Here is a 26,551-nt window from a genome sequence, read left to right on the forward strand (position 1 = left end):
CTGACACCTCCTAAACGGGGACGGAGACGTAGTCGAGGCCCGTCGTCTCGGGCAAGCCGAAGACGATGTTCGCGCACTGCAGCGCCTGGCCCGCCGCGCCCTTGCCGATGTTGTCGATGGCGCCGATGCCCACGATCATGCGCGCCGCCTCGTGCACGGCCACGCCCACGTGCGCGCGGTTGGTCCCCGCCACCGACGCCGTCTTGGGCAGCTGCCCCTCCGGCATCACCGTGACGAGCGGGGATGACGCGTAGAAGTCCTGGTAGAGCTGCACGAGCTCGGACGTGCTCGGCAGCGGGGAGTCCGGCGCGAGCGGCATGGTCACCGTGGAGAGCAGCCCGCGGTTGAGCGGCGCGAGGTGCGGCGTGAACACCAGCCCACCTGCGCGCAGCCCGAGGATCTGCTCGATCTCGGGCGTGTGGCGGTGCGTCGCCACGCCGTACGCCTCGAGGTTCTCGTTGGCGAAGCAGAAGTGCGTGCGCTCGGTGGCCTTCTTGCCCGCGCCGGTCACGCCCGACACCGCGTCGACCACGACCACGCCCTGCGCGTCGACGAGCCCCGCGCGGATGGCGGGCGCCGCCGCGAGCGAGGTGGCCGTGGGATAGCAGCCCGCGCACCCCACGAGCGCCGCGCCGCCGCGCGCGCGCTCGGCCGCCGCATGCGCCAGCTCGTCGCCGGTGAGCTCGGGCAGGCCGAAGGCGGCCTTCTGCAAGAGGTCCACGGCCGTGTGCGGAGTCTTGTACCAGCGCTCGTAGGTCTGCGGGGCCTTCAGGCGGAAGTCAGCCGAGAGGTCGACGACCGTCACGCCCTGCGCGATGAGCCCGGGCGCCATGCCGAGCGCCGCCGTGTGGGGCACGGCGAGGAAGACGACGTCGCATGCGCTGAGGCTCGCCTCCGCATGCGTGGAGAAGGCCAGGTCGGTCACGCCTGCGAAGGCGGGGTACGCCTTCGCGAGCGGGGTGCCCGCCAGCGCGTCGGACGTGGCGGCCACCAGCTCGAAGGAGGGGTGCGCGAGCACGAGGCGCGCGAGCTCGATGCCCGCGAAGCCCGCCGCGCCGACAATTCCTGCTTTATAGGTCATAGGTGTGTCCTCGATTCAGATGAAGATGAGGCGACCCCGCGCCGAGGCGGCGAAGCGTCGCGAAGATACGTGATGAAGGCGCGCAGTCAGCCAGATGAGAGCGCCCACTCTCGCGAGGCGCCGTTTGAAAGCCCCGTTTGGTGAGGGGTCAGGTGCGGCTGCTGCGCCACGGACGTCGTCGAGGAGCCAGCGCGCCTGCGCCGGCGAAGATCTGGGTTCTGCCGTCCAATTCCACGATCTGTCCTCGTTTTCGATGCCCTCTGCGCCCACGACCGTCGGCCGTGCTAATATGAGCGCTTAACTTGAGGGTATTTTACACAAGTTCTGTTACATGGCGCTTAAATTTAAGTTCAGGAGTCGGATAATGACCGAGATCGACCAGCCAGCGCGCACGGACAACATCAAAGCCATCGTTTCGTTCTTCGAAAGCGGCATCAAGGACCGCGCCGAGAAGCTCGGCATCGAGCTCGAGCACACGCTGCTGCACCGCGACGGACGCGCCGTGTCCTACAGCGAGGAGCACGGCACCGAATGGCTGCTCGAGCAGCTGAGCGCGCACTACACCGTCGAGACGCGCGATGCCGAGGGCGACCTTCTCGGCGTGGCGCGGGGGCCGCAGGCCGTGACCATCGAGCCGGCGGCGCAGGTCGAGCTCTCCGCCGGGCCCTTCGCGGACCTCGACGACGCCCGCGCGTGCTTCGAGGAGTTCGAGGAGCGCATGGCGCGCGCGCTTGCGCCGACCGACGTGCGCGTGCTCACGCTCGGCTACCACCCCACCGCCCGCGCCGCCTCGCTCGAGCTCATCCCGAAGCGCCGCTACGAGCTCATGAACCGCTATCTGGGCGCCATCTCGCCGTTCGGCGTGCGCATGATGCGCGGCAGCGCTTCGACGCAGGTGTCCCTCGACTATACCTCCGCGGAGGACTGCCTGCGCAAGCTGCGCCTGGCCTTCGCGCTCACGCCCGTGCTGTCGCTTCTGTGCGACAATTCGCCCGTGTTCGAGGGAGCGCCGCGCCCCCACGAGCTGATGCGCACCGAGATCTGGAAGTTCTGCGACCCCGACCGCTGCGGCGTGGTGCCGCGCGTGATGGAGGACGGATTTGCGCTCGAGGACTACGCGGCCTACATCCTCGACGCGCCCGCCATCCTCTCCCCCGACGCCGACGAGCAGTGGCGCTTCGACGAGCGCACATTCGGGGAGATCTACGCCGAGGTCCCCATGCGGCAGGCCGACGTCGAGCACGCGCTGTCCATGTTCTTCACCGACGTGCGCCTCAAGACCTACATCGAGATCAGGCCGGCCGACGCCATGCCCGTCCCCTACGTGATCGCCTACGCGGCGCTCATCAAGGGGCTGTTCTACTCCGCGCGCAGCCTCGACGCGCTCGACGAGCTGTTCGCGCAGGTGAGCGCCACGGACATCGCGCGCGCGAAGGAGTCGCTGATGGAGGCGGGCTACGAGGGCGCGATCTACGGGCGCCCCGCGGGCGAGGTGGTCGACGACGTGGTGCGCATCGCGCAGGCGGGGCTGGCCGAGAAGGACCGCGCACACCTGGAGCCGCTGGCGCAGCTCGCTGCCGAGCGCACGACGCTCGCGCGCCTCGCCTGTCGGGAAGATGTGCGCGCGTAGGCGGGGCGAGCGGACACGACCTGCGGGCGTGGTATAGTGCTCGCATCATGAGAGACAAGCGAAAGGACGCTTCATGAGCAACGAGGGAAAGACCGTCAAGGCGCATTACCGGGGCACGCTTGACGACGGCGAGCAGTTCGACTCGTCCTACGACCGCGGCGAGCCCATCGAGTTCACCTGCATGGCGGGCCAGATGATCCCCGGCTTCGACCAGGCCGTGGTTGACATGCAGGTGGGCGAGAAGAAGACCGTGCGCATCGAGCCCGAGGACGCCTACGGCGAGGTCCGCGCGGAGCTCATCCAGGAGGTGCCCATGGAGAACGTGTCCAACGCCGCCGAGCTGCCCGTGGGCCAGACCGTGTACATGCACGGCCCGAACGGCCAGCCCGTGCCGGTTCAGGTGGTGAAGATCGAGAACGGCATGGTGACGTTCGACATGAACCACCCCATGGCCGGCAAGGCCCTCAACTTCGAGATCGAGCTGGTCGAGGTCATAGGGGCGTAGCGCGCCCGCACGCGGAAGGCACGTTCCCGCGGAAGGCGCGGCGCCGCAGGACGCGACGCGCCTGCGAGCGAAGCGGTGAGCGCATCGGAGCGGTTTGAGGAGACCCCGCATACTCAAGCATGCGGGGTCTTCGTGCGCTCGCGGCTAGCTTGCGTACATGCTGGCGTAGGGGCGCGACGAGGCGGGGCGCAGCCGCCAGAAACCCTCGCCGTCATCCGCCACAGGCGCGCCGAGCTCGTCGGCGAACGCGACGTTGTAGCGCCCGAGCAGATCGCGCAAAAGCTCCTTGTCCGCCTCGTCAACCTCTTCGAGCACCAGCCCCTGCGGCACGTCCTGCTCGTCCAGCCTGCTGCGCAGGTAGATCACGCCACCGTGCATGCCCGTGGCCAGGTACTCGCCCGGCCTGCCCAGAAGCACGATGACGCCGCCCGCCATGTACTCGCCGAGAAAGCTCCCCGCGTCCCCGCCGATCACGATGGCGGGGCACTTCTGCTCGTACTGCTTCATGTGGATGCCCACGCGCCAGCCGCACCCGTCGCGCACGAAGATCTCGCCGCCGCGCATGGCGTAGCCCGCCGCGTCGCCGCAGCGCCCGTGGATGACGACGCTGCCCGCGTTCATGGTGTTGCCGATCTGGTCCTGGGCGTTGCCGAACACCTCGATGGCACCGCCGTCCATATAGCAGGCCATGTCGTTGCCGGGCGTTCCGTGGATCTCGAGGCGCTTGCCCGCGGGCATGGCGCAGCCGAGATAGCGCTGTGCGTACACGCAGTGCAGCTCCACCACGTCGGCGTGCTCGAGCGCCACGCGCACCTGCTCGTTGGCCTCCTTGAAGTGAGCTGTTCCCAGCTCGACTGATGCCCGCGTCGTCAGCTCCTGGGCCATGGCTACGCACGCTCCTTCGTTCGCTTCATGTCATCACTCTCCCGCGTATTTCACGCCGAGGATCTCAAGCTCCTTCTCGTTGAGCCCCACGCCGCGCAGCATGAGGCGGTTGCCGCGCAGGCTGTCGATGGCGTTGATGCCCATGCCGCCCATCATCTCCTGGATCTCGTGGTTCCAGCCGCGGATCAGGTTGACCACGCGCTCGGCCGCGACCTCAGGGTTGAGGCGGCGGGTGAGCTCGGGGCGCTGCGTCGCGATGCCCCAGTTGCACTTGCCGCTCGAGCAGTCGCCGCACTGGTGGCACCCCAGCGCGATGAGTGCCGCCGAGGCGCAGTAGACCGCGTCGGCGCCGAGCGCGATGGCGCGCACCACGTCGGCCGAGTTGCGTAGGGAGCCCGCCGCCACCAGGCTCACCGTGGAGCGGATGCCCTCGTCGCGCAGGCGCTGGTCGACGGCGGCCAGCGCAAGCTCAATGGGGATGCCCACGTTGTCGCGGATGCGCTTGGGCGCGGCGCCGGTGCCGCCGCGGAAGCCGTCGACCACGATAATGTCAGCCCCTGCGCGCGCCATGCCCGACGCGATGGCGGCCGCGTTGTGCACGGCGGCGATCTTCACCAGGATGGGCTTGGCGTAGCGCGTGGCCTCCTTCAGCGAGAAGATGAGCTGGCGCAAGTCCTCGATCGAGTAGATGTCGTGGTGGGGCGCCGGCGAGATGGCGTCGGTGCCCTGGGGGATCATGCGCGTGCGCGACACCTCGGCGTTGATCTTCTCGCCGGGCAGGTGCCCGCCGATGCCGGGCTTGGCACCCTGGCCGATCTTGATCTCGATGGCAGCGCCCGCCTCGAGGTAATGGGGGTCGACGCCGAAGCGGCCCGAGGCCACCTGCACGATGGCGTTTGCCGCGTAGGGCTCGAGGTCGCGGTGCAGGCCGCCCTCGCCCGTGTTGAAGTACGTGCCCAGCTCGCGCGCCGCCATGGCGAGCGCCATCTGCGTGTTGAGCGAGACGGAGCCGAAGCTCATGGCCGAGAACATGAGGGGGACGTCGAGTTTGATCTGCGGCGGCATCGGGGAGACGAGCTTGTGCTCGCGCTCGTTGACCTTGAGCATGCCCGGGCGGCTGCCCAGAAGCACGCGAGTCTCCATGGGCTCGCGCAGAGGGTCGATGGAGGGGTTCGTGACCTGGCTCGCGTTCAGGAGCAGGTGGTCCCAGTAGATGGGGTACGGCTCGGGGTTTCCCATCGAGGACAGGAGCACCGCGCCGGTCTGCGCCTGCTTGGCGATGTCCTGCATGGAGCCGAGCGTCCAGTTCGCCGACCCGCTGTCAACTTGAGGCCATCGGGTGATGGCGATGGCCTTCGTGGGGCACATGACCACGCAGCGCTGGCAGTTCACGCACGCGGCATAGTCGGCCACCACCACGCGTCCGAGGTCATCGTCGACGCGGTGGACCTGGTTTGAGCACGAGCGCTCGCACACGCCGCACTGGACGCACAGGTCGCGGTCGCGCTCCACCTTGTAGCGGGGAAGCAGGTAGTCGAGCATGCGCTTACGCCTCCTTCCTTCTCCGCGGCAGAACGCCCACCTCGTGCTTGAACGGCTTGGCCGACGGCGTGTTCTCCGCCGACTCGCCGCGCTTGCGGCGGGCCACCTCGTCGAGCTGGACCACGAACGGCACGCCGCCGTCGATGGAGCGCACGTTCTCGGCGTCGGGGCACACGACCTCGATGGCCGCCTGCTCGCTGGCCAGGTACACCAGGGAGCCCTTCTCGGCCACCATGAGCGCGCGCAGCTTGAGGCGGTCGTTGAGGGCGAGCAGCCCCTCGTCGGAGCCGAGGATCACCGAGAACGGCCCGTTCACGAGGGCGCTCGAGTAGGTGGCGCGCAGCGCCGTCTCGAAGGCGGCGCGCTCGGGGCTCATGCGGTCGATGTCATCCCACGAGCTGGCCGTCATGATGTGCGCCGCCATCTCCTGCGAGAACCCGTGGCGGCGGGACAAAAGGTCGAACAAATACGTGATGACCTCGGTGTCCGTCTGGAGCTCGCAGTCGTAGCCGAACTGCTCGACGTAGCGGCGGTTGGCGTCGTAGCTGGAGATCTCGCCGTTGTGCACCACCGACCAGTTGAGCAGCGTGAAGGGGTGCGCGCCGCCCCACCAGCCGGGCGTGTTGGTGGGAAAGCGCCCGTGCGCCGTCCATGCCCATGCCCGGTAGTCCTGGATGCGGTAGAACGCGCCGATGTCCTCCGGGTAGCCGACGCCCTTGAAGGCGCCCATGTTCTTGCCCGACGAGGCCACGAAGGCGCCGTCGATCTGGCCGTTGATGTGAAACACGTGCTGCATGGTGTACTCGGACTCGTCCAAGCCGCTCATGTTGAGGCGCATGGGGTGCGGCGCCACGAAGTAGCGCCATATGTCGGGCGGGTTCTTGATGGAGCCGACGCTCTCCGTGGGGATGCGCTCCTGCTTCTCGCTCATGAAGTGCTTGTCGAGGTAGGCTTCCGTCTCCGCGCGCGCGTCACGGCTCTCGTACATGATGTGGAACGCGTAGAGGTCCTGGTACTCAGGGTAGATGCCGTACGCCGCGAATCCGCCGCCGAGGCCGTTGCCGCGGTCATGCATGAGGGCGATCGACTTCAGGATGTCGCTTCCGTCGTGCCGCTCGCCGCTGCGGTCCATGATGCCCGCGATGGCGCAGCCCGAGGGTATCCTGACGCGCCCCTCCCTGAGGCTTTCCCTGTTCTGCATGGGTATGCTCCTCGTCTCAATAGGAAAAAACCCAGCCATGCAGGCGCCCTGCGCCCCCGCCGCCGCAGACCCCACGGCTGAGCACGAGGTCCGAGGTCATGCCCGCGCCTGAGGCCGCGACCGCCTCGCGCGTCGAAAGAACCCGCGTAGCGGGGCGGTTGACGGAGGCGCAGGGCGCCTGCATCCTGTGGTCAACCCAGCATAGGCGGCTATTGTTTCAGGCGCGTATGCTCCTCGTTTCCATCCTGTTTCACGTGCGGCCCCGCGCAGCTCGCGCGAGGCCGCACGCGCTTAAGGAGGCTCAGGCCGCCGTCTTCAAGGCGTCAAGCTCAACCAGGGCCTGGAGCAGGTCGATCCAGCTGTTGTAGTTGAAGAGCTCGGCGATCCTCGTGAGCCGGAAGACGTAGTCCTCGTCAGAGGGAGACAGGCGTCCCACAGGTACCTCCGGTGCGAACAGGACCTCCCCCGAAAGGCCGTCCTGGCCGTCCAAGAAGCGCTCCTTGCGCCAGGCCGCCCCGCGAGGAGGCCGGCGCGCCCGCGCCGCGCCGAACCCGAAGTACGTCATGGCCCAGAAGACGCTTCCCACCGCGAGGCAGCGCTCCTTGCCGCACAGCGACCGCGGAACCCACATGCGCCGGCCGAGCGTCTCAGACCACGGCTCGAAGGCGAGCGGGAGCACCGAGCGCTCAAGGCGCCTCCACGCCCACGGCCTGCCGGCGCACGCGCGCCCGACGCCGCCTTCCGCGTCTCGCAGCGCCGCGAGCCCCGCCACGCGGGATGCTCCCCCGTCAAGCAGCGCGGCCATCTCGGGCACGTCGGCGCCGTCGAGGACAGCCGCCCCCACGCGCCGCCGCAGCGTGCCCCGCGCGTCAACCACCTCGAGCCACTCCCAGGGAACGACGAGGCTCTCCGGATGCGCGTCCGCACGCGACGGCACGTTGAGCATGCAGCGCAGCGACGCCTCGATCTTGCGGACGAGCGCCTCCGCGCAGGCCCCGTCAAGCGCCTCAACCGAGACGTGCCACCCCGCCTCGGCGCCGAGGACGGCCTCGAGGAGATCGCGCGAGGCGCACGACGCCAGCGCCTCCCTCACCGTGATGACGTCATCTGCGTTGACCTCAAGCTCTCCGAAGCAGAACTGCCGATTGTTGTCACCTGACTGCGCTGACATGCGGATCACCTCTTCGATTTTCGTACACCTGTTCTTTTTCGTAGACAGTATAGCACGAAGAGGGAACATTTGTTCAGAGAAATTTGCACTATTTTTCGAATTATGCGGCAGCGCGCGAGGACATCCGCCTAAACCTCGTCCTCCACCACGAGCGGACCCTCCACCTTGGCATCCTTCGGCAGCACGAGCGACAGCACGATGGCCACCACGAACACCACGGCCACGCAGTTGGTGGCGAACACGCTCTGCACGAGCGCGGGAAACGCCCCGAAGATGTCGCTCATCTGGGTGAACCCGATGCCCACCGCGAGCGAGAGCGCGGCGATGGTGATGTTGCGCTGCGTGAAGCCGGCGCTCGCGATCATCTGAAAGCCGCTCAAGATGATGTTGCCGAACATCATGATGGTGCACCCGCCGAGCACCGCCTCGGGCAGCGACGAGAACGCCAGGCTCACCACCGGCACGAACCCGGCGAGCACGAGCACGAACGCGCCCGTGGCGATGGCGCGGCGGTTCACCACCTTCGTCATGGCGATCAGCCCCACGTTCTGCGAGAACGACGTCACCGGCGAGCAGCCGAAGCAGCCCGAGAACGTGCTCGTGAAGCCGTCGGCCACGATGGCGCCGGAAAGCTCCTTGTCGGACGGCGCGCGCTTGAACGCCACGGCCGTGAGCGCCGACACGTCGCCGATGGTCTCGGTAGCCGACACCAGAAAGATCAGCGTGATGGAGATGATGGCGCCCAGGTCGAGCACGGGCGTCACCGGCATGAGCGTCGGCAGCGCGACGGGAGCGGCGCCCGCGAACACGCTGAAGTCCACCTTGCCGAGCGGGATGGCCACCACATAGCCCACGAGCAGGCCGAACAGCACGGCGAGCTGCTTGGTGGTGCCCTTCGCCAGCGCCTGGAACGCCAGGCACGCCACGAGCGACACCGTGCCGAGCGCCAGGTTCTCCCACGAGCCGAAGTCCTCGGCGCCCGAGCCGCCGCCGAACGACGCCGCGCCCACGCCCAGAAGCGAGAACCCGATGGCCGTCACCACCACCGCCGCCACGATGGGCGTGATGATGCGCCGCCAGTACTGCGCGAACAGGCCGAGCACGCCCTCGACGACGCCGCCCACGATGACGGCCCCGATGAGCGCGCCGTAGCCGGACGTCGCCGCGATGGTGCAGGCCACCGACACGAACGTGAAGCTGATGCCCATGACGATGGGCAGGCCCGAGCCCGCGCGCCACACGGGGAACAGTTGGATGAACGTGCCGATGCCCGCGATAAGCATGGCGTTCTGGATGAGCAGCGCGCCCTGCTCGGAGGAGAGGCCCGCAGCCGCCGCGATGATGGCGATGGGCGCGAGGTTCGCCACGAACATGGCGAGCACGTGCTGGAGCCCGTACGGGAACGCCCGCGCCAAAGGGATCTTCGCGTCAAGCGACGAGAGCGCCGCGGCGTCTATCTTCCCGCTCATGCGCGGAACACGATCTCGCCCGTTCCAGCATCCATGGACTCGATGATGGCGAGGGACTGCAGGTCGTAGCCGCGCTCGCGCAGGCTGTCGCCGCCGCCCTGGAAGCCCTTCTCGATGGCGACGCCGATGCCCTCGACCACCGCGCCCGCGTTCTCGCAGATCTCGATGAGGCCGTTCAGGGCGCAGCCGTTCGCCAGGAAGTCGTCGATGATGAGCACGTGGTCCCCAGGGCCGATACAGCGCGTGGACACGATGACGTCGAACATCTTACCGTGCGTGAACGACCTGATGCGCGTGGCGTACACGGTGCCGTCAAGGTTGATGCTCTGCGACTTCTTCGCGAACACCGCCGGCACGCCGAAGCACTGCGCCGTGATGACGGCGATGCCGATGCCCGACGCTTCGATGGTGAGGATCTTGTTGATCGGGCGGTCGGAGAACCGCCTCCACCACTCCCTCGCCATGGCGTCGAACAGAGCCACGTCCATCTCGTGGTTCAGAAACGAGTCGACCTTCAGCACGTCGTTGTCCTTCACCACGCCGTCGCGCCTGATGCGCTCTTCAAGCAGTCGCATAGCCCATCCTTTCCCTGTCTCGCAAGAGAACCCGCGGGCAGGCCCCCTCCATCCTGTTCAGACAGTTTAGCGAAAACGAGCGCGCATGGGCAGGACACGCGCAAGGAAATGCACGTTCTTTGGCGAGCGCGCTTGGCGCGACGCGGTCGCGCCTCAGCGGTTGTCGACGCGCTCGGGGCTCAGGTCGTGGCCCGAGAGGCGCCGCCAGGCCACTTCCTCCCAGCGCGTGTTCGGGCGCCCGTAGTTGCAGTACGGGTCGATGGAGATGCCGCCCCGCGGCAGGAACTTGCCCCACACCTCGATGTACTTGGGGTCCATGAGCCGGATCAGGTCCTTCATGATCACGTTCACGCAGTCCTCGTGGAAGCCCCCGTGGTTGCGGAAGCTGAACAGGTACAGCTTCAGGCTCTTCGACTCCACCATGCGCACGTCGGGCACGTAGCTGATGTAGATGGTGGCGAAGTCGGGCTGGCCCGTGATGGGGCACAGGCTCGTGAACTCAGGGCAGTTGAACTTCACGAAGTAGTCGACGTCCTGGTGCTTGTTGACGAACGTCTCGAGCACGGAGGGGTCGTAGTCGTGCGGGTACGCCACGTGCTGGTTGCCCAGCAGCGTGAGGCTCTCAGCGTCGCTCATGGTCATGCTCCTTCGGCGATCAGGCTCAGCGGCCGATCAGCGGGTCGGGGACGTTGTTGGCGGCGAAGGCGCGGGCGCGGTCGATGCAGGTGCCGCAGGTGCCGCAAGGGGTAACGCCGCCCTCGTAGCACGACCACGTGAGCTCGTACGGCACGCCGAGCGCGAGGCCCTCCCGCACGATGTCCGCCTTCGACCAGGCCACATACGGCGCCTCGAGCGTGAGCTCGCCGCCCGTGCCCTCCTCGACGGCCCGGCGCATGGCATCGACGAACGCCGGCGAGCAGTCGGGGTAGGCGTCGCCCGCCCAGTCATCGTGGTGGGCGCCGTAGAGCAGCACCGCGCACCCGAGCGAAAGCGCTATCGACGCAGCCGACGACAGGAACAGCCCGTTGCGGAAGGGCACGTACGTGCTCACGAGCGGGCCGTTCGCGCAGGCGAGCTGCTCGGCGTAGCTCGCCTGCGGGACGCCCTCGGTCGAGTGCGCCAGAAGCGAGCAGTTGCTGTCGGCGAAGATTGCCCCGAGGTCGAGCGTGCGCGCGTCGACGCCGTAGTGCCGCGCTACCGCGCGGGCCGAGTCCATCTCGCGCACGTGCCGCTGCCCGTACGTAATGCTCAGCGCGACCACGTTCCCGACTCCGAAGTCGCGCACCGCGCGGGCCAAAAGCGTGGTCGAGTCCACGCCGCCCGAGCACAGCACGAGCGCGCGCCGCGGGCGCGCCTCCGCGGGCGCCGCCGCACCCTCCCGCGCGCCGCCGGCCTGCGCCTCCGCGCCTTCCCGCACGTCGCCACCGGCCTGCGCGCCACTGCTAGCCGTCACGCCGCCTCGCTCCTCTTCCATCTACACGCCCCTCTCGCACGCGGGCCAGATGATCTTGTGCAGCTGCAGCTGCACCGTCACGCCCGTCAGGCTGCGTTCCTTCACGAACTCGACGATGTCCGCCGGCTCCATCGCGCCGAACACCGGGCTTGCGTACACCGCGCAGCGCTCGCACAGCCCGAAGCGCTCGACAACCTGCTGCATCACGCGCAGGTCCTCCGCTGACCCCACGACGAACTTCACCACGTCGTCGCAGGTCAGATAAGCGAAGTTGCCGGTGAGCATCGAGGGCTCCTCGCCGCTCGAGGGCCCCTTGTAGTCCATGGTGAGCCCGAGCGCGCCCGCGCCGCGCAGCCCCAGCTCGTCGCGCAGCTGCGCGACCTCCCGCACGTCGACCGCGCCGTTCGTCTCGATCTCCACGAAGCGCGCCGGCGCCGCCGCGTCGCCCAGCAGGGCGCGCAGAAGCGGCAAAAGCAGCGGCTGCAGCAGGGGCTCGCCGCCCGTGAGCGTCACGCACGGCGTTTCAGCCTCGCGCGCGAAGGCCGCAAGCTCCTCCACGCTCAGCTGCTCCACGGGGCAGCCGGGCGCGTTCGCCCAGGCGGTGTCGCAGTACGAGCAGCTGAGGTTGCACCCCGCGAAGCGCAGGAACGTCGCCAGGCGGCCCGCGTGCGCGCCCTCGCCGTTGACGCTCACAAAGCGCTCGGCCACGGGCATGGTCAGCGGATGCAGTCCACCGCCCTGCCCAAACGGCTCGCCGCCTGGCACACGGGACGCATCCGCGCCCTGCCCGCGGGCCGCCTCCGTGCTAGCGCCCACGGTAGATCGCGCAGTTGTTCGGCGTCTCGTACACGTCGACCTGGGACACCGGCAGGCCGCGCGCGTCCAGCTTGTCGAAGAAGTAGCGCGCCAGGTTCTCGGCCGTGGTGCGGAAGGGCACGATGGAGAGCACGAAGCCCTCCTTCTCCAGGCACGCCAGCGTCTCAGGCGCAAGCGAGCCCTCCTCCACCACGAACGAGTGGTCGAGCTCCTCGGTGAGCTCGCGCAGGGCGCTCTTGAACGCGCCGAAGTCGACGACCATGTCCTTGCAGGTCCCGGCCTTCTGCAGCTCGTCCTGCTCGAGGTAGGCCACCACGCGCCAGCGATGCCCGTGCAGGTTCTCGCACTTGCCGTGGTAGTCGGTGAGGAAGTGGGCAGCGTCGAAGCTGCTCTCAGTCTTGAGTCCGTACGTCATAGGCTCCTCCGAAGCACCGCGTCCGCCCTAGCGGCCCAGCTTGGCGCGGATCGCGCTGATCTCGTTGCTCGCCCGCGACCAGTCGCGTGCGCCGAAGCCCGCCACGCCGGCGAGCACGAGCACCATGAGGTAGAACAGCATGTTCGCCACCATGTGGGAGGCAAGCTCGACGCCCTGCTGGATGAGCGCCTGCTTCACCGCCGTGACCACCACGAACACCACGATGGCCGCGAGCACGCGAATGAGGCCGCTGCGCTTCTTCAGCTCGAGCTCGTCGAGCTGCGCAACCATGCGCTGCTTCTTGTTCTTGCCATGCCCCATGCCTGGTCCTTTCGCTTGCCGCCTGCGCGCAGGCGCTCGTACTGCGTTATTGCGTATAAGTATAGTCGAGTTCGGGAAGAGAAAACCTCCCCGGGCGCAGGCCCGAGGAGGTTTCCACAAGGTTCAGCTGAGGAGGCGCGCGCCTTTAGGCGGTCGCGAGGTTCTCCGCCTCGACGGCGGCAGCCTTCTTCGCGGGCGCGGGGGCAGCGGCCTTGTCGGTGAGCGCGGCGTCGAAGCCGAGCTCCTCGAGGGAGTGCAGCGCCTTCTGCTTGTGCACCTCGCGCAGCGGCGTGCGGCCGTACTTCGCGTTGTAGATGAAGAACGTGAACAGCGCCGTGATGGCCAGGCCGCACACGGCCAGGGCGAACGAGCCCAGGTGCAGAAGCGCGCCGTCAACATGGCCCATGAACAGGTCGAGGCCCACGTTGTACATGTTGTAGCCGCCCACGGTGATCATGACGCCGAAACCCTCGCCGGAGAAGTTCATCAGCGCCGTGGAGATGCCGCACGGGGCCAGGATGCAGCCCACCATCCATGCCGTGATCAGGATGTGCAGGTGGTTGACCTTCGGCGTGATCTTCTGGACGATGATGTAGAGCAGCTGGAAGATGGCGGCCAGGATGCCGCCCACCACGAAGGCCCAGAAGAACAGCATGCCGCCCGTGGTCTTCTCCACCACGATGACGGGGTTGTTCAGGCCGAGCATGCCGCAGAGGTAGCCGATGACGATGCAGATGGCGGCGAACACCACGTTGAACCACACGACGAACCACACGCAGTTCCACACGCACTTGCCGAACTTCTCGTTGCTCTTGGTCCACGGGCCGACAGCCTTCATGCCCACGGCCATGGCGAAGCCGGAGAACGGGAGCAGCGCGCCGAAGTCGCCCCACTCCTCGACGTACTGGTAGACGGCGAAGCCGCCGAGCACGCAGCCGATGACGCCCATCGAGATGAGCGTGGCGCCGCCCATGAAGAACTCCATGGGAGTGCCCGCCAGCGCGAACTGCCAGAACGACAGGATGGCCTGCGCGATGAGCGCGAACATGCCTCCGATGAAGAAGGCGTAGACGATTGACTTGTATGGCTTCATTGATCATCCCCTAACCTTATGAGCCCAGACATGCAAAGGCCCGCGGCGCACAAGCGTCGTAGGCCCACGTGCGCGCGCTATCGTCTTCGCTCTCCGCGCGCATGCTGCGTGCAAGCTTATAGGAGATGAGCCTCTCCGACCTCAACCTCAGGGTTCGATTCAGGTGGTTGACGAGGTGGAAATAACGGTACGAGGGCTGGAACTTGCCTGTTCCAGCCCTCGTCAGTCACTTCTCTGCCAAATGGCGACGCCCGGCCGCGCGTGAGCGAGCGCCAAGCGCGGGCGGCCGCCCGCAGGCACGCTCGCTGCCACTCGTTGCCGCTAGTTGCCTGCCGCGCGCGCCGCCTCGTAGGCCTCGATGAGCTTCTTGGTCACGTCATGCGGCGCGTCCTCGTAGCCCTCGACGGAGATCACGTAGGAGCCCGAGCCGCGCGTGAGCGAGCGCAGCTCCTTGGTGTAGTTGATAACCTCGGCGTAGGGCACGCGGACCTTGATGACCGTCTCGCCCGCCTCGCCGGCGTCGGTGCCGATGATGCGGCCGCGGCGCGTGGAGATGTCGCCCATGATGGTGCCGGCGTACTCCTCGCCCACCGTGATGTCCATGGTGGCCATGGGCTCGAGGATCACGGGGCTGGCCTTCTCGCACGCAGCGCGGAAGCCGATGCGCGCGGCCGTCTTGAACGCCATCTCGTTGGAGTCGACGGAGTGGTACGAGCCGTCGAACACGACGCACTTGAGGTCGACCATGGGGTAGCCCGCCAAAAAGCCTTCCTTCATGGCGTCCTGCACGCCCTTGTCAACGGCCGGGATCAGGCCGTTGGGGATGGCGCCGCCCTTGATCTCGTCCACGAACTCGTAGCCCGCGCCCGGGTTGGGCTCGAGGCGCAGCCAGCAGTCGCCGAACTGGCCGGCGCCGCCCGTCTGCTTCTTGTGGCGGCCCTGGGCTTCGGCGGTCTTGCGGATCGTCTCGCGATAGGGCACGCGCACGGGGACGAGGCGCACCTCGACGCCGTTCTGGTCCTTCAGGCGCGCGAGCAGCATGTCGACCTGCGTGTCGCCCATGGCGGTGAGGACGGTCTGGTGCGTCTCCTCGTCGCGGCGCAGGCGGATGGTGGGGTCGGCCTCGGCGGCGCGGGCGAGGAAGGTGCCGAGCTTGTCCTCCTCCTTCTTGTTCACGGCCTCGATGGCGACCGGGTACTGCGGCGTGGGCAGGGCCAGAGGCTCGATGGCGATGTCGCCGGCGACCGACAGCGTGTCGCCCGAGCGCGTCTCGGTGAGCTTCGGCACCACGACGATGTCGCCGGCCTTGGCGCTCTTCACGTCCATGGGCTCCTTGCCCATCATGACCTGGATCTTGCCCAGGCGCTCCTTCTTGCCCGTGCGGGAGTTGATGAGCTCGACGCCCGGCTCCAGGTAGCCCGAGAGCACCTTCAGGAAGCTCAAGCGGCCCACGAACGGGTCGGAGATGGTCTTGAACACGAAGGCCGAGGGGCGCTTCGTCTCGTCGATGGGGATGGTGGCGCCGTCGGCCATCTGGCGGAAGCGGCCGTGGGAGCGCGGGTGCGGGAAGTACGTGCAGATGTCCTCCATGAGGCCCTGGACGCCCTGCATGATGATGGTGGAGCCCACGAACACGGGAACGATCAGGTCCTGCGCGATGGCCTTGTCGAGCAGCGACTCGAGCTCCTCCTGCGTGAGGCGCTCCTCGCCGTCGAGGTACTTCATCATGAGGTCGTCGTCGGCCTCGGCCACCAGATCGCACAGCTTCTCGCGCGCGGCCTGGGCGATCTCGGCGTACTCGGCGGGGATCTCGTCGACGCGCTCCTCGGTGCTCGAGGCATCATGGTAGCGGGCCTTCATGCGGATGACGTCGATCACGCCCTTGAAGTCCTTGTCAACGCCCATGGGGATGGTGACCGCGCCCAGGCGCGCGCCGAAACGCGCGTGCAGAAGCGCCATGGCGGAGTCGAAGTTGGCGTTCTCGCGGTCGATGTGGTTGATGTACACGGCGCGCGACAGGCGCATGTTCTCGGCTTCGCGCCACAGCTTGGTGGTCATGACCTGCGGGCCGGCAACGGCGTCGACCATGAACAGGGCCATCTCGGCTGCCTGCATGGTTGCCAGCGTGTCGCCGATGAAGTCGGGATGCCCTGAGGTGTCGAGCACGTTGATCTTGTAGTCCTTGTAGGGAACCGGGGCGATGGAGGTGGAGATGGTGAACTTGCGCTTGATCTCCTCAGGGTCGTAGTCGAGGTAGGACTTCCCGTCGTGCGTTGTCCCCATACGCGGGGTCTTGCCGGAGACGTAGAGCATGGCCTCGGCGAGCGAGGTCTTGCCTGCGCCGTCCTGGCCTACAAGCACAACGTTACGCACATGTTCGGTAGCAGGAGCTGCCATGGTGACCACCAACTTTCGTGTTTTGCGGTTCGCGTTTCCCTACGTCAGGCGCGAGCCGCTCGAACCTTAACACAGACAAACTTGAGGCAGTGCGACGAATGGCCTGTGTGCGCCATCCGACGGCATTAAGTTTAGCGCAACTTGCGGGCAATGGTGAGCAGGGAGCTGAGGTTGTTTGCCCTCGCGAGCAGCATGAACGCCCCGAGCAGCTCCCCTTGGCGGGAGGCGGCCCAAAATGCGGCGAGCGCGCTATAATGTAATGTTCCGCTTCGCTTTCGCCCGCGATGTCTGGAGGTCCGCCATGAGCATTCGCCTCGCCAGGCCGACCGAGCGCAGCCGTCTCGCCAGGCCTATCGAGCGCAGCCGCCTCGCCGCGCCGCCCGAGCGCAGCCGCCTCGCCGCGCCGCGCCTCTTCCTCGGCATGCTCGGCATCGCCTTCGCGGGCTTCGTCGCGGGCGCCTTCAGCAGCCAGCCGCCTCCCGCCTCCCCCGTCCCCGCCTTGCTCGACGCGCTCGCATTCGTAGGCGCGCTGAGCATGGCGACGACGATCGCCCTTCTGGTGGGGATGAGGCTCGCCCTGCGCCGCGCGGCGGCAGAAGAACGAGAAGAGGAAGACGAAGAGGGCGCCCGGGGGTCGGACGCGGACGAGGCGCGTGCCTGGGAGGCGGATGCGGATGCGGCGCGCGACCCGAAGGCGCCCGCGGATGCAAGGCGCAGCTCGGAGCCGGCAGCGGAGCCAGCGGCTCCCACGGCCGCCGGCGATGCGGCGCCCGTCGCGTTCGACACGCGCCGCATCGCGCAGAGCGTCCGCCACCTGCTCGACCTCGAGCTCGGCCGCTACGCGCTCACGCCCCAGGAGCTCGTCGTGGCCGAGCACATCCTGCGCGACGAGACGTACGCCGCCATCGGGCGGAGCCTGTACCTGACGGAGAGCACCGTGAAGTTCCACGCGCGCAACATCTTCGCCAAGGCGCACGTGAAGTCGAAGCGCGAGTTCATCGCGCTCATAGAGAACAACATGGCGGGGCTCCCCGGCTCGGAGAGCCCCGCCATGGGGAAGCGCGCCGATGCGGGCAGCCCCGTCGCGCGGCCGCCAGCGCCAGCCGCGCACCCGCAGCCGCCCGCCGCGCGGCGCAGCGACGCTACAGCTCGGCGATGATGCGCTTCGCGCGCGCGGAGACCTCGGCCTTCGCCTTCTCCACGTCGATGGTCGCAAACGCGCCGTCGCGGTAGATCACCTCGCCGTCGCACATGGTGAGCACCACGTCGGAGCCCGAGCCCGCGAACACCACGTTGCAGAGCACGTCGGTCATGGGGCACCACTGCGGGCCCGTCACGTCGAGCACGCAGAGGTCGGCCTTGAAGCCCTCCTTGAGAAGCCCGCTGTCCTCGCGGCCCTGCGAGAGCATGCCCGCGCGCGTGGCGGCGGTGATGACCTGCTTGGGCGTGATGATGGCCGGGTCGAGCGCGTGGCCCTTGTAGATGAGGCCCATGAGATACATGTCGGCGAACATGTCGTGGTTGTTGTTCGAGGCCATGCCGTCGGTGCCGAGGCACACGTTCACGCCCGCGTCGAGCATCTGGGCCAGCGGCGCGTACCCGCTGCCGAGCTTCATGTTCGACGCCGGGTTGCTCACCGCCGACACGCCGCGCTTGACCATGATCTCGATGTCGGCGTCGTCGACCCACACGCAGTGCGCCGCGGTCACCGGCACGTCGAGCACGCCGATGGACTCGAAGTACGCAAGCGGGGTCATGCCGTCATGGCGCTGCTTGCACTCCTCGTGCTCGGACTTGGTCTCGGAGAGGTGCAAGTGGATGGGCAGCCCCTTCTCCTTCGCGATGGCCGCGATGTCGGCGCAGGTCTGCGGGTTGGAGGTGTACTCGGCGTGGATGTTGTAGTCCATGCGGATGCGCCCGTCGGCTGCGCCGTGGTAGCGCGCCACGAAGTCCTCCATCTTCGCGCAGATGGCGTACGCGGAGAACGGCTTGGGCTCGAAGAACAGCTCGCTCTCGCAGAGGTTCGCCTTCATGCCCGCCTCGGTGACGGCCTGGACGCGCTCGGGGGTGGCGTAGTACATGTCCGAGAAGCTCACCGTGCCGTAGCGCGCCATCTCGGCGCAGGACAGCACCGTGCCCCAGTACATGTCCTCGGGCGTCATCTTGCCCTCGAAGGGCCAGCACTTCTCGTTGAGCCAGCGCTGCAGCGGCAGGTTCTCGGCATAGCCGCGCAGAAGCGTCATGGGCGCGTGCGCGTGCGCGTTCGCGAGCGCTGGCATCATGAGCTTGCCCGCGCCGTCGTATGCCTCGCCGTACGCGTCGGCGTCGGCCGGTGCCGCGGCGCCGATGTACGCGATGCGGCCGTCCTTCACGCCGACCCACTGGCCGCTCTGGTAGTCGAGGTTCTCGTCGAGAATGCCGATGTTCTTGAAAAGCATGCGCGCCGCTCCCTTCCTTTAAGCCGCCCCGAAGCCTCGTGGCACGACTCGCTATGGGATCAAATCTAATACTTGCTAAAGATGAATTGTAGCTGAACCAAGCAGAAAGGGAAGAGGGCGGTGCGAGAACTCTACACCCCCAAGCCGTTGAAGCGCTCAAAGAACGCCTTCAGTCGGTCAAGGACGCGCTGCTTTATCTCCGCATAGGCGTTCTGCGGCGCAAAGCGCGACGGCTTGCGCGTCAAGAGCGCCGAGACCTCGGTGCCAACCTCAGGGATGCCCCCTTCGGCAAAGGCCCGCGAAACCAGAGCGCGCGTCGCGTCGGCATCGAGGCTCTCCTCCTCGATGATGGAGGAAAGCTCGCGCTCCTCGGCCTCCGCCACGTAGCGCCTCCAGTCCTCAGTCACGTCGTTGCTCGCGTTCAGCGAGTCGACGAACGCGTGGATCAGATCGCGCTTGTTGCGCAGGTCGTACGTGGAGCCGATCGCGCGCTCGATGTCGGCGACGATCACCTTGTCCTGGCAATTCGTGTCGTGGTACTTCTGAACCAGCATCAGGATATAGTCGATGTTGACGTCCACGGTCTTGAGCAGCTCAATCTCGAACACCAAGTCGTCGTTGATGATCTTCGCGTCAACGTCCGGCTTGCGGTATTTGTCGAAGAGATCGGCATACACGCTGCGATAGTCCTGCTCGTCACGCGCGCTCATGGGGTCATCGCCGACGAACTCGTCAAAGCAGGCGAGGACGTTACGCAAGCGCAGGATCACGCCGAACAGGCGAATGAAGCTCTTCTCCGCCTCCTCCCCTGCGATGACGTCGCCCAGAGGAAAGCTTCCGTAAAGATCAGCCAGCCGATCCCGGTACTCGCCCAGGTACTCTGCGTAGGGCTTGAGCAGCACCACACCGTGGGCGTCCTTGTCCCCGAACAAGCTGATGGCGCTATTGACCTCATCCTCCAAGTTGCGGAAGCAGACGACGTTGCCGAAGTCCTTCACCGAATTCAAGATGCGGTTCGTGCGGCTGAACGCCTGGATGAGCCCGTGGGCGCGCAGGTCCTTGTCAACCCACAGCGTGTTGAGCGTGGTGGCGTCAAATCCCGTGAGGAACATGTTAACCACGATGACCAGGTCTATCTGACGGCGCTTCATCTTGTCAGAGAGGTCTTTGTAGTAGCCCTGAAAGCCCTCGGACGAAGTATCGAAGCTCGTGGAGTACAAGGCGTTGTAGTCGGCGATGGCCGCCTCCAGGAAATCGCGCGAGGATGCGTCGAGGCTGGCTACGTCAAAGGACTCATCAGGCAGACCGCATCCGTCATCAGCCTCGTTTGGCTGGAAGCTGAAGATGGTCGCCACCTTGAGCGGCGTGGCGGCTCGTTGCGCCTGGATGCGCCTGAACGCCGCATAGTACACCTTCGCCATGTCAACCGAAGCAACGCAGAACAGCGAGTTGAACCCCATGACACGCTGCCCCTTGAGCTTGTACGAGTACTGTCGCTTCGTCTTCTGCTCGTAGTGGTCGAGGATGTAGTTCACCACGAGGTCGACGCGATCCGCCGCCTCATAGGCCCCTTTGCGGTAGATGCTGTAGACCTTCTCGTCGGGGAAGTCGTCGCGCTCCCTGATGGTCTTGATGTAGTCGATGCGGAAGGGCAGCACGTTGCCGTCGCGAATGGCGTCCACTATGGTGTACGTGTGCAGCTTCTCGCCGAAGGCCTGCTCAGTCGTGCGAAGGTGCACGTTCTTGCCCGACCCGGCGTTCTCGGCAAAGATGGGCGTACCTGTGAACCCGAACAGGTGGTACTTCCTGAAGTGTTTCGTGATGGCTTGGTGCATCTCACCGAACTGGCTGCGATGGCACTCGTCGAAGACGATCACCACGTGCTTGTCATACACCTCGTGCTTGGGGTTCTTCTTAATGAAGCACGCGAGCTTCTGGATGGTGGTCACCAAGATGCGGTTCTCGGGGTCGGCCAGCTGCCGCGCCAGCACCGCCGTCGACTCGCTGCCGTCGACGGCGCCCTTTTCAAAGCGGTCGTACTCGCGCATGGTCTGGTAGTCGAGGTCCTTGCGGTCGACCACGAACAGAACCTTGTCGACGCCCTCCATGGCGCTCGCCAGCTGCGCCGTCTTGAAGCTCGTGAGCGTCTTGCCTGAGCCCGTGGTGTGCCACACATAGCCGCCCGCCGCGGCCGTCCCCAGCATCTTCTTGTTGCTTTCCGCAACGAGGACGCGGTTCAGGATGCGCTCCGTCGCCACGATCTGGTAGGGGCGCATAACAAGGAGCAAACCCTCTTCCGTGAGCACGCAGTACCTCGTCAGGATGTTCAAGAGCGTATGCTTCGCGAAGAAGGTCAAGGTGAACGGCACCAGATCGCAGATGGGCATGTTGTCGGCCGCCGCCCACCAGCTGGTGAACTCGAAGCTGTGGCTCGTCTTCTTCCTGGCGCCCTTCGAGCTTGAGCGCGTCTCTTCGATATGCCCCATGCGCGTCGTGTTGGAGTAGTACTTGGTGTGCGTGCCGTTCGATACGACGAAGACCTGCACGTACTCGAACAGGCCGCAGCCGCTCCAGAAGCTGTCGCGCTGGTAGCGCTCTATCTGGTTGAACGCTTCCTTGATGGCCACGCCGCGGCGCTTGAGCTCCACGTGCACCATCGGCAGGCCGTTGACGAGGATGGTCACGTCATAGCGGTTCTCGTACGAGCCTTCCTGCGTGTACTGGTTCATCACCTGAAGACGGTTGTTGTGGATGTTGGCCTTGTCGATGAGCTTGATGTTCTTGCTCGTACCGTCGTCGCGCACCAGCACTTGGACATGGTCTTTCTGGATGCGGTTCGTCTTCTCGACGATGCCTTCGTTATCGGCCGCGATGCTGCTTTGGAAGAACCGCTTCCACTCGCCGTCGGTAAACGCGATGCCGTTGAGCGATTCAAGCTGGCGGCGAAGGTTGCCGACGAGCTCCCCTTCGCTGCCAACCTCGATGTACTCATACGCCTGGCGCTGCAGCTGCTTGATGAAGGCCGCTTCAAGCTGGGCTTCGGACTGATACGCCGTCGAGCGGCTGCCTTCCTGGGGAGAGACCGCGCACACCGTGGATCGGCCTCCAAAGGCCATGATGTCGAAGACGACGTTGCCGGGAAGGTCGTCAGATGCATACGAGGCGCCGCTGCCGAGGCCGGTGAGCTCGTATTCGTAGCGCTTTTTCTCCCCTGCGCTTTCCTGGTTGAGCACGCGTCCTCCCCTATCGTTCGTCATCCGCGTCCGCCTGCAAGTCCCTCACCTTGCATACGGCGTAACCCTCGCAATGGTAGCTTGCGTCGATGCCCTTCATGCGCGCGAACTCCACCTGGTCGGTAATGCCCAACTTGTTCTCAAGCGTCATCCCGGCTCCTTGCCTCTCCGTTGCCCCTACGCGACCTTCTCCTTGAAGGATAGCAGCTTGTCGCAATAATAGGCATACTGCAAATGACAACCTTCCGCAGCGTCGCCAATCAGCGGCTGCTTTTCCTTGGCCAGCCGATGTCGTCAAACTGAGCCAATCGGCGAGAAACGTAGCCAGCACACGATTAATCTCCACATTTCTTTGGTAGAATTCTCTCGCGCGGACAACCGCGCGAAACTTGGGAGTATGCCCCTCAGCTGGAGCTAGGTTCGGATGCCGTCATCCGGACTATTGGTAAAGGCTGGGGGACTTCCTGTCTTCCGTAGCGTAAATAGTCATAGATACGAATGCACTTGCGGAAATTCGAATTCTTGAGCAGCGCCTTCTTCTTGCCTTGATCGGATTCAACATCCACCAACGCCTGCTTCAACAACCTCTCCAAATCGTCCACATCGATCTCGCGTTCTTCGAGGCAGGGAATGAATGCGAATGGGCTGCTCGGTGCACATGCCTCCTCAAGACCCTTGATGCTGAGAAGTCCTTCGAATCGCCGGCGCGTAGAGGACATCGACTTCCGAATCGTTTTACTTCGATAGCTATCGACAGACGCGAGAGTTGGCAGGTAAGCCGCTATGTCCTTGCCAACCTCCCCGTCAAGCCCACGCGTATACTTGAAGACAGGCATGCTGTTGGGCCGCTGTCGCACGTACATATTCAGATAGTTCTCGACGACAAACTTCGGGTCATAGTGTAGGTTGTCAAGCACGACATCTTCGAAGATGTCCTCCGGCGAAATTGGCCGCCCTATGTTGGCGGGCGAAACCGAAAGACCTATCACGATTTTCTGATCAGGGCTCAAGTCGTTCAGCACATTGTCGATGCCGGAAACCACAACGTCCGAAGTTGGGTCGATGCGCTCTGCAAGCCTAAATACACTGCCTCGAAGTTCGCGGATGAATCGCGTGCTGTACATTTTCCTCGAACAGCGCATCGCCTCGTAAATTGATTCAAAATCATCAGTGGCAATCTTGGTCATCGAAAGCGTTCTGCCACCGAAGCTCATGGCAAGCTCGCCAACAGCGGTCTCCTTCGCATGCTGAACGAAGATCAGCCGCTTGCTCAGCCGCTCAAGCTTTTCGTCAGGCAAGCACTCACATATATCACCCAATATCGACTTAATGTTTTCATCCTGAATGGAGTACCCAAGGAATACCACTGGGTATTCAACGAAGAGAGTTAGGAGTTTCGCCGATAGATATTTTCTCTTCTGAGCAAACTGAGCGTAATCGGCGCTTGTCAGCACAATGCTGTCCGCTCTTGAGACAGAACCATGGATCTTGTAAATCTCCTGCGAAAACGCTTGGTCGGAGAAAAGAAGGTCACTCTCGCCAACGTAAGTCGTAAATTCAGGAAAGAGCACTTCGCACATGCAGTCGTAATTCGTCGTGATGATACCGGCAACCTTTTCTTTTCCCGCTCGGGCAAGCTTCTCCGTTTCGGAACTATCGGCCACAGTGAAGCTGGCTATCTTGTCAGCCACGTAGATCTTCATCGGGGAGGCATCTCCGGTTAGCTCACGAGCATGACGCTCGCGAAAGCCGCCAAACTTGCCAGCCGAGAAGAGAGCGCGATTCACCTCACCCTCCATCAGAGTAGCGACCAATGGTAACTCCGAGTCGGATTCAGCGTTCCGAACAGCGATCCTCGCCTGGCTCTTGAAGCGCGCATAGGCGTAGGGATCATCCAACACCTCCGCGCAAACTTCTGACAGCAAGCCTTCCCAGCCTGGGGTACCGCAATAGCGACGAGAAAGACCAGAGCCTATGAAGAGGAACGGATAGCGCCCAGCATCATCGACAGCCTGGTGAATTACATCTTTGATCCTCTCGTCCATACGCCTGCCCTTTCGCTACCTGGCAATGCATCACCGCACCCACATTGCCATCACCTAACAATGGCCCGCAAACTCATGCCAAGCGGTACGCCAGATCTTCGCCCCTACGCGACCTTCTCCTTGAAGGATAGCAGCTTGTCGCGATAATAGGCATACTGCTTGCGCCGCGCCTTGATCTCGGCCGGAAGTCCCTCTGAGATGTCGTTCACCAGGGTGTCGAACTTGTCAAGAATGGCCACGATGCGAGCTTGCTCTTCGAGGGAAGGGACGGGAATGCTAATAGAGGCGAGTCTTTTCCCAGATATTCGCGACACTTTTGTTCCCGAAATCAGAGGGATCTTCTGTGCAGCAAATTTGCTTGTCCTCACAGCATGAGCGATATACCTTGGATTTTGCTCATGATGAAGCGCGTAGCTATCATCATGGTAAGCAACTGGATCCTCGCCAAGCCACACAACAGCCTTGCACAGATCGTCAATATTCTCACCTGTGCAGGCAAAAATCAGATCCCCTGGCTCAGCAAATCTCAAAAAGCCCTTCAACGACTCGTCTACATAAGAAACGGTCTCATGGGCCGACAAACCATAATCTGTGTAGATTTGCCCATAGTGAATACAAGGGATTCCGTCCACAACATAGTCCGCAGCGGTGAATCTCTTCCCTCGCGTCAGGACGCCGATCTCACCTAGCGTCAAGAGAGGTACCCCCCCCCGTTCGCTAAAATCAAGGAGTTTGTCACGGTAGTAGGCATATTGGCGCCTCCGCGCCTCAAGCTCAGCCTCAAGCTCAGCCTCAAGCTCAGCCTCAAGCTCAGCGAAGGAGTCTAACACCCGAACGATCTCTTCCTGCACTTCCATAGGGGGAACAGGAATGAGAAACGAAGACATTATCCTTGAATTTAGATTATTTATTGTCGTGCTGGTTAATCTAAGCTCAAGATGTTCCTTGAATGATCGACCGGTAAGCAGATGAAACACGAACCGAGGATCTATCTTCTTGGAATCAGACCTGATGACAGCCATAAACCCACCGAAAGTGTATCTTGCATCCTCTTCTATAAATGCGACTTTTCCAATATGCTCCCTACTCCCGCTGCCAGCGCAAATCAAAATGTCACCCGCTCGGAGTATTTGATCATCCCTCACGCGAACACTCTTTGAGATTCGTTTGATCTCATTAAGATTCAGGGTGTTTGACTCAAGCGTAATGTTGTTCGCACGCAAAACAATCCATGAATCACGACCACTCGTCTCCTGCTCTTTTCGATAAGTTACACCTCTTGTATAAGAGCAACATTCCTCAAATTGAATATACTTCACTCCGTTGGGGCATAAGCGCCCTATCAACTCTTCAATCCTGCCCATGAGCTAATCCTTTAGCACCAAGTTGGTGTAAATATCGAACATCGCCAAAAGGAAAAGATCCTCCATGGTGGAGATCTTTTCATCATCATACCCCCCAGGACTACCGTAGCTCGCATCATTCTTCTCGATGACAGCGTAAATTGCCGAGTATCTAGCAATAGTGGTTACAAGTTGACACGCTTCTATTTCAGGACATATTTCGAAGCCGTATTCAACTTTCAGATCAGCTAAAGGCGTAGCTGTGGTGTCTGCAAATCTGAAGGCACTAGCTAAGATATCCGTTAAGTGATTGTCGTATTCGAATTCGGTGTAAGGCATGGCTTCAGAGCCATAGATCCTTAGACTTCTGAAGAGATATTTCCCGTTTTCGTAGAGCAAATCATCATCGTTTGGAAAACGCTCTTTCAAGGCACTCTCGATTGCCTCGAGACATTCATGGTAGAAATCCTCGCGCAGAGAAATCCTTAGATCGAGCTCGCAATACTCCAAAATACGATTTTGGACCTCTTCCGTACAGCAGCAAAACTCTCTATACATCTCACGAGTGTAGTAGAAAAGGCTATCGTACATAGCCGCAATAGCGCAGAGAGGAATCAGACCTCGATCACTGTAGTACTTCGATACAAATGAAATGGCTTGGGCCTTGACTTCAGCAGCATGTCTCTGCTCATCGCGCTCATCCTGCCTTCGTTCGAATCTACCCATCTTTACATTCTGCCAAACCTGAAGAACGCCTATAACGACCGCAACAACCAGAGAGGTAACCGCGCAGAAAACTTGGATCGCCTCTGAAGTAATCGAACTGAGTCCCAAGCTGTTCACAAATGCACTAATCTCATCCAATTTCCCCACCCTCTGCCACTTCGTTGAGCGCTCGGTATTCTGAGGTTGCCTCTTTTGCCATCTCCTCTTTGCTT

The 26,551-nt window shown here is 63.9% G+C and carries 23 protein-coding genes; 3 read left to right on the plus strand and 20 right to left on the minus strand.

What is annotated here, in order from left to right:
* Window positions 1-10 precede the first annotated feature (10 nt).
* Window positions 11-1,081, minus strand: a complete 1,071-nt coding sequence (argC, locus tag G7Y50_RS10635) for an N-acetyl-gamma-glutamyl-phosphate reductase (protein WP_165056084.1) — start codon at window positions 1,079-1,081, stop codon at window positions 11-13.
* Window positions 1,082-1,445: 364 nt separating this feature from the next.
* Between argC and G7Y50_RS10640 the strand changes: the two genes are divergently transcribed.
* On the plus strand, window positions 1,446-2,711 hold the full coding sequence (locus G7Y50_RS10640) for a glutamate-cysteine ligase family protein (protein WP_165056086.1): 1,266 nt from the start codon (window positions 1,446-1,448) through the stop codon (window positions 2,709-2,711).
* Between the two features lie 73 nt (window positions 2,712-2,784).
* On the plus strand, window positions 2,785-3,216 hold the full coding sequence (locus tag G7Y50_RS10645) for a peptidylprolyl isomerase (RefSeq protein WP_165056088.1): 432 nt from the start codon (window positions 2,785-2,787) through the stop codon (window positions 3,214-3,216).
* A gap of 144 nt (window positions 3,217-3,360) precedes the next feature.
* On the opposite strand, the gene G7Y50_RS10650 is transcribed toward G7Y50_RS10645, so the two are convergent.
* From G7Y50_RS10650 to G7Y50_RS10710, 13 genes are all read right to left on the minus strand, one after another.
* On the minus strand, window positions 3,361-4,101 hold the full coding sequence (locus G7Y50_RS10650; RefSeq protein ID WP_165056090.1) for a glutamate synthase: 741 nt from the start codon (window positions 4,099-4,101) through the stop codon (window positions 3,361-3,363).
* Window positions 4,102-4,134: 33 nt separating this feature from the next.
* Window positions 4,135-5,643, minus strand: coding sequence for a glutamate synthase-related protein (locus tag G7Y50_RS10655; RefSeq protein ID WP_165056092.1), 1,509 nt, complete (start codon window positions 5,641-5,643; stop codon window positions 4,135-4,137).
* 4 nt (window positions 5,644-5,647) lie between these two features.
* Window positions 5,648-6,844: a glutamine amidotransferase family protein gene (locus G7Y50_RS10660; protein ID WP_165056095.1), complete on the minus strand. Its 1,197-nt coding sequence runs from the start codon at window positions 6,842-6,844 to the stop codon at window positions 5,648-5,650.
* 301 nt (window positions 6,845-7,145) lie between these two features.
* Entirely contained in the window at window positions 7,146-8,015 is an 870-nt protein-coding gene (locus G7Y50_RS10665; protein WP_165056097.1) for a hypothetical protein, read from the minus strand.
* A gap of 128 nt (window positions 8,016-8,143) precedes the next feature.
* The gene (locus tag G7Y50_RS10670) at window positions 8,144-9,484 is read right to left on the minus strand and encodes a uracil-xanthine permease family protein (protein WP_165056099.1); all 1,341 of its coding nucleotides are present in this window, start codon (window positions 9,482-9,484) and stop codon (window positions 8,144-8,146) included.
* Window positions 9,481-10,059: a xanthine phosphoribosyltransferase gene (locus G7Y50_RS10675; RefSeq protein ID WP_165056101.1), complete on the minus strand. Its 579-nt coding sequence runs from the start codon at window positions 10,057-10,059 to the stop codon at window positions 9,481-9,483. The genes G7Y50_RS10670 and G7Y50_RS10675 overlap by 4 nt, the downstream gene beginning before the upstream one ends.
* A gap of 153 nt (window positions 10,060-10,212) precedes the next feature.
* Window positions 10,213-10,695: a preQ(1) synthase gene (queF, locus tag G7Y50_RS10680; RefSeq protein WP_165056103.1), complete on the minus strand. Its 483-nt coding sequence runs from the start codon at window positions 10,693-10,695 to the stop codon at window positions 10,213-10,215.
* 25 nt (window positions 10,696-10,720) lie between these two features.
* Window positions 10,721-11,533, minus strand: coding sequence for a 7-cyano-7-deazaguanine synthase QueC (queC, locus tag G7Y50_RS10685; protein ID WP_165056106.1), 813 nt, complete (start codon window positions 11,531-11,533; stop codon window positions 10,721-10,723).
* A complete protein-coding gene (gene queE, locus G7Y50_RS10690; protein WP_206214837.1) occupies window positions 11,534-12,328 on the minus strand; it encodes a putative 7-carboxy-7-deazaguanine synthase QueE in 795 nt (264 codons plus the stop codon).
* Window positions 12,318-12,743 carry a 6-carboxytetrahydropterin synthase gene (locus G7Y50_RS10695; protein ID WP_165056108.1) on the minus strand — a complete coding sequence of 142 codons (426 nt, stop codon included), beginning with the start codon at window positions 12,741-12,743 and terminating at the stop codon, window positions 12,318-12,320. Before G7Y50_RS10695 ends, queE begins: the two co-directional genes overlap by 11 nt.
* Window positions 12,744-12,770: 27 nt before the next feature.
* The gene (locus G7Y50_RS10700) at window positions 12,771-13,064 is read right to left on the minus strand and encodes a hypothetical protein (protein WP_165056110.1); all 294 of its coding nucleotides are present in this window, start codon (window positions 13,062-13,064) and stop codon (window positions 12,771-12,773) included.
* 145 nt (window positions 13,065-13,209) lie between these two features.
* Window positions 13,210-14,157: a SpoVA/SpoVAEb family sporulation membrane protein gene (locus tag G7Y50_RS10705; RefSeq protein ID WP_165056112.1), complete on the minus strand. Its 948-nt coding sequence runs from the start codon at window positions 14,155-14,157 to the stop codon at window positions 13,210-13,212.
* 321 nt (window positions 14,158-14,478) lie between these two features.
* Complete coding sequence (locus G7Y50_RS10710) at window positions 14,479-16,554, minus strand: translation factor GTPase family protein (RefSeq protein ID WP_165056114.1); 2,076 nt, start codon at window positions 16,552-16,554, stop codon at window positions 14,479-14,481.
* A gap of 301 nt (window positions 16,555-16,855) precedes the next feature.
* Between G7Y50_RS10710 and G7Y50_RS10715 the strand changes: the two genes are divergently transcribed.
* Entirely contained in the window at window positions 16,856-17,713 is an 858-nt protein-coding gene (locus G7Y50_RS10715; protein ID WP_165056117.1) for a helix-turn-helix transcriptional regulator, read from the plus strand.
* Here the strand turns inward: G7Y50_RS10715 and G7Y50_RS10720 are convergent.
* From G7Y50_RS10720 to G7Y50_RS10745, 6 genes are all read right to left on the minus strand, one after another.
* Window positions 17,697-18,992, minus strand: a complete 1,296-nt coding sequence (locus G7Y50_RS10720) for an amidohydrolase (RefSeq protein WP_165056119.1) — start codon at window positions 18,990-18,992, stop codon at window positions 17,697-17,699. The genes G7Y50_RS10715 and G7Y50_RS10720 overlap by 17 nt on opposite strands.
* A 131-nt stretch (window positions 18,993-19,123) precedes the next feature.
* Entirely contained in the window at window positions 19,124-22,225 is a 3,102-nt protein-coding gene (locus G7Y50_RS10725; RefSeq protein ID WP_206214838.1) for a type I restriction endonuclease subunit R, read from the minus strand.
* Window positions 22,226-22,235: 10 nt separating this feature from the next.
* Window positions 22,236-22,376: a hypothetical protein gene (locus G7Y50_RS10730; protein ID WP_165056121.1), complete on the minus strand. Its 141-nt coding sequence runs from the start codon at window positions 22,374-22,376 to the stop codon at window positions 22,236-22,238.
* Window positions 22,377-22,629: 253 nt separating this feature from the next.
* Entirely contained in the window at window positions 22,630-24,270 is a 1,641-nt protein-coding gene (locus G7Y50_RS10735) for an SIR2 family protein (protein ID WP_165056123.1), read from the minus strand.
* A 104-nt stretch (window positions 24,271-24,374) separates the two neighbouring features.
* Window positions 24,375-25,634, minus strand: a complete 1,260-nt coding sequence (locus G7Y50_RS10740) for a restriction endonuclease subunit S (RefSeq protein WP_165056125.1) — start codon at window positions 25,632-25,634, stop codon at window positions 24,375-24,377.
* 3 nt (window positions 25,635-25,637) lie between these two features.
* Window positions 25,638-26,477 (minus strand): hypothetical protein, encoded by an 840-nt coding sequence (locus G7Y50_RS10745; RefSeq protein ID WP_241156576.1) that lies wholly within the window; start codon window positions 26,475-26,477, stop codon window positions 25,638-25,640.
* Window positions 26,478-26,551 lie beyond the last annotated feature (74 nt).

Source organism: Adlercreutzia sp. ZJ176, assembly GCF_011038975.1.
Classification (GTDB): Bacteria; Actinomycetota; Coriobacteriia; order Coriobacteriales; family Eggerthellaceae; genus CAAEEV01.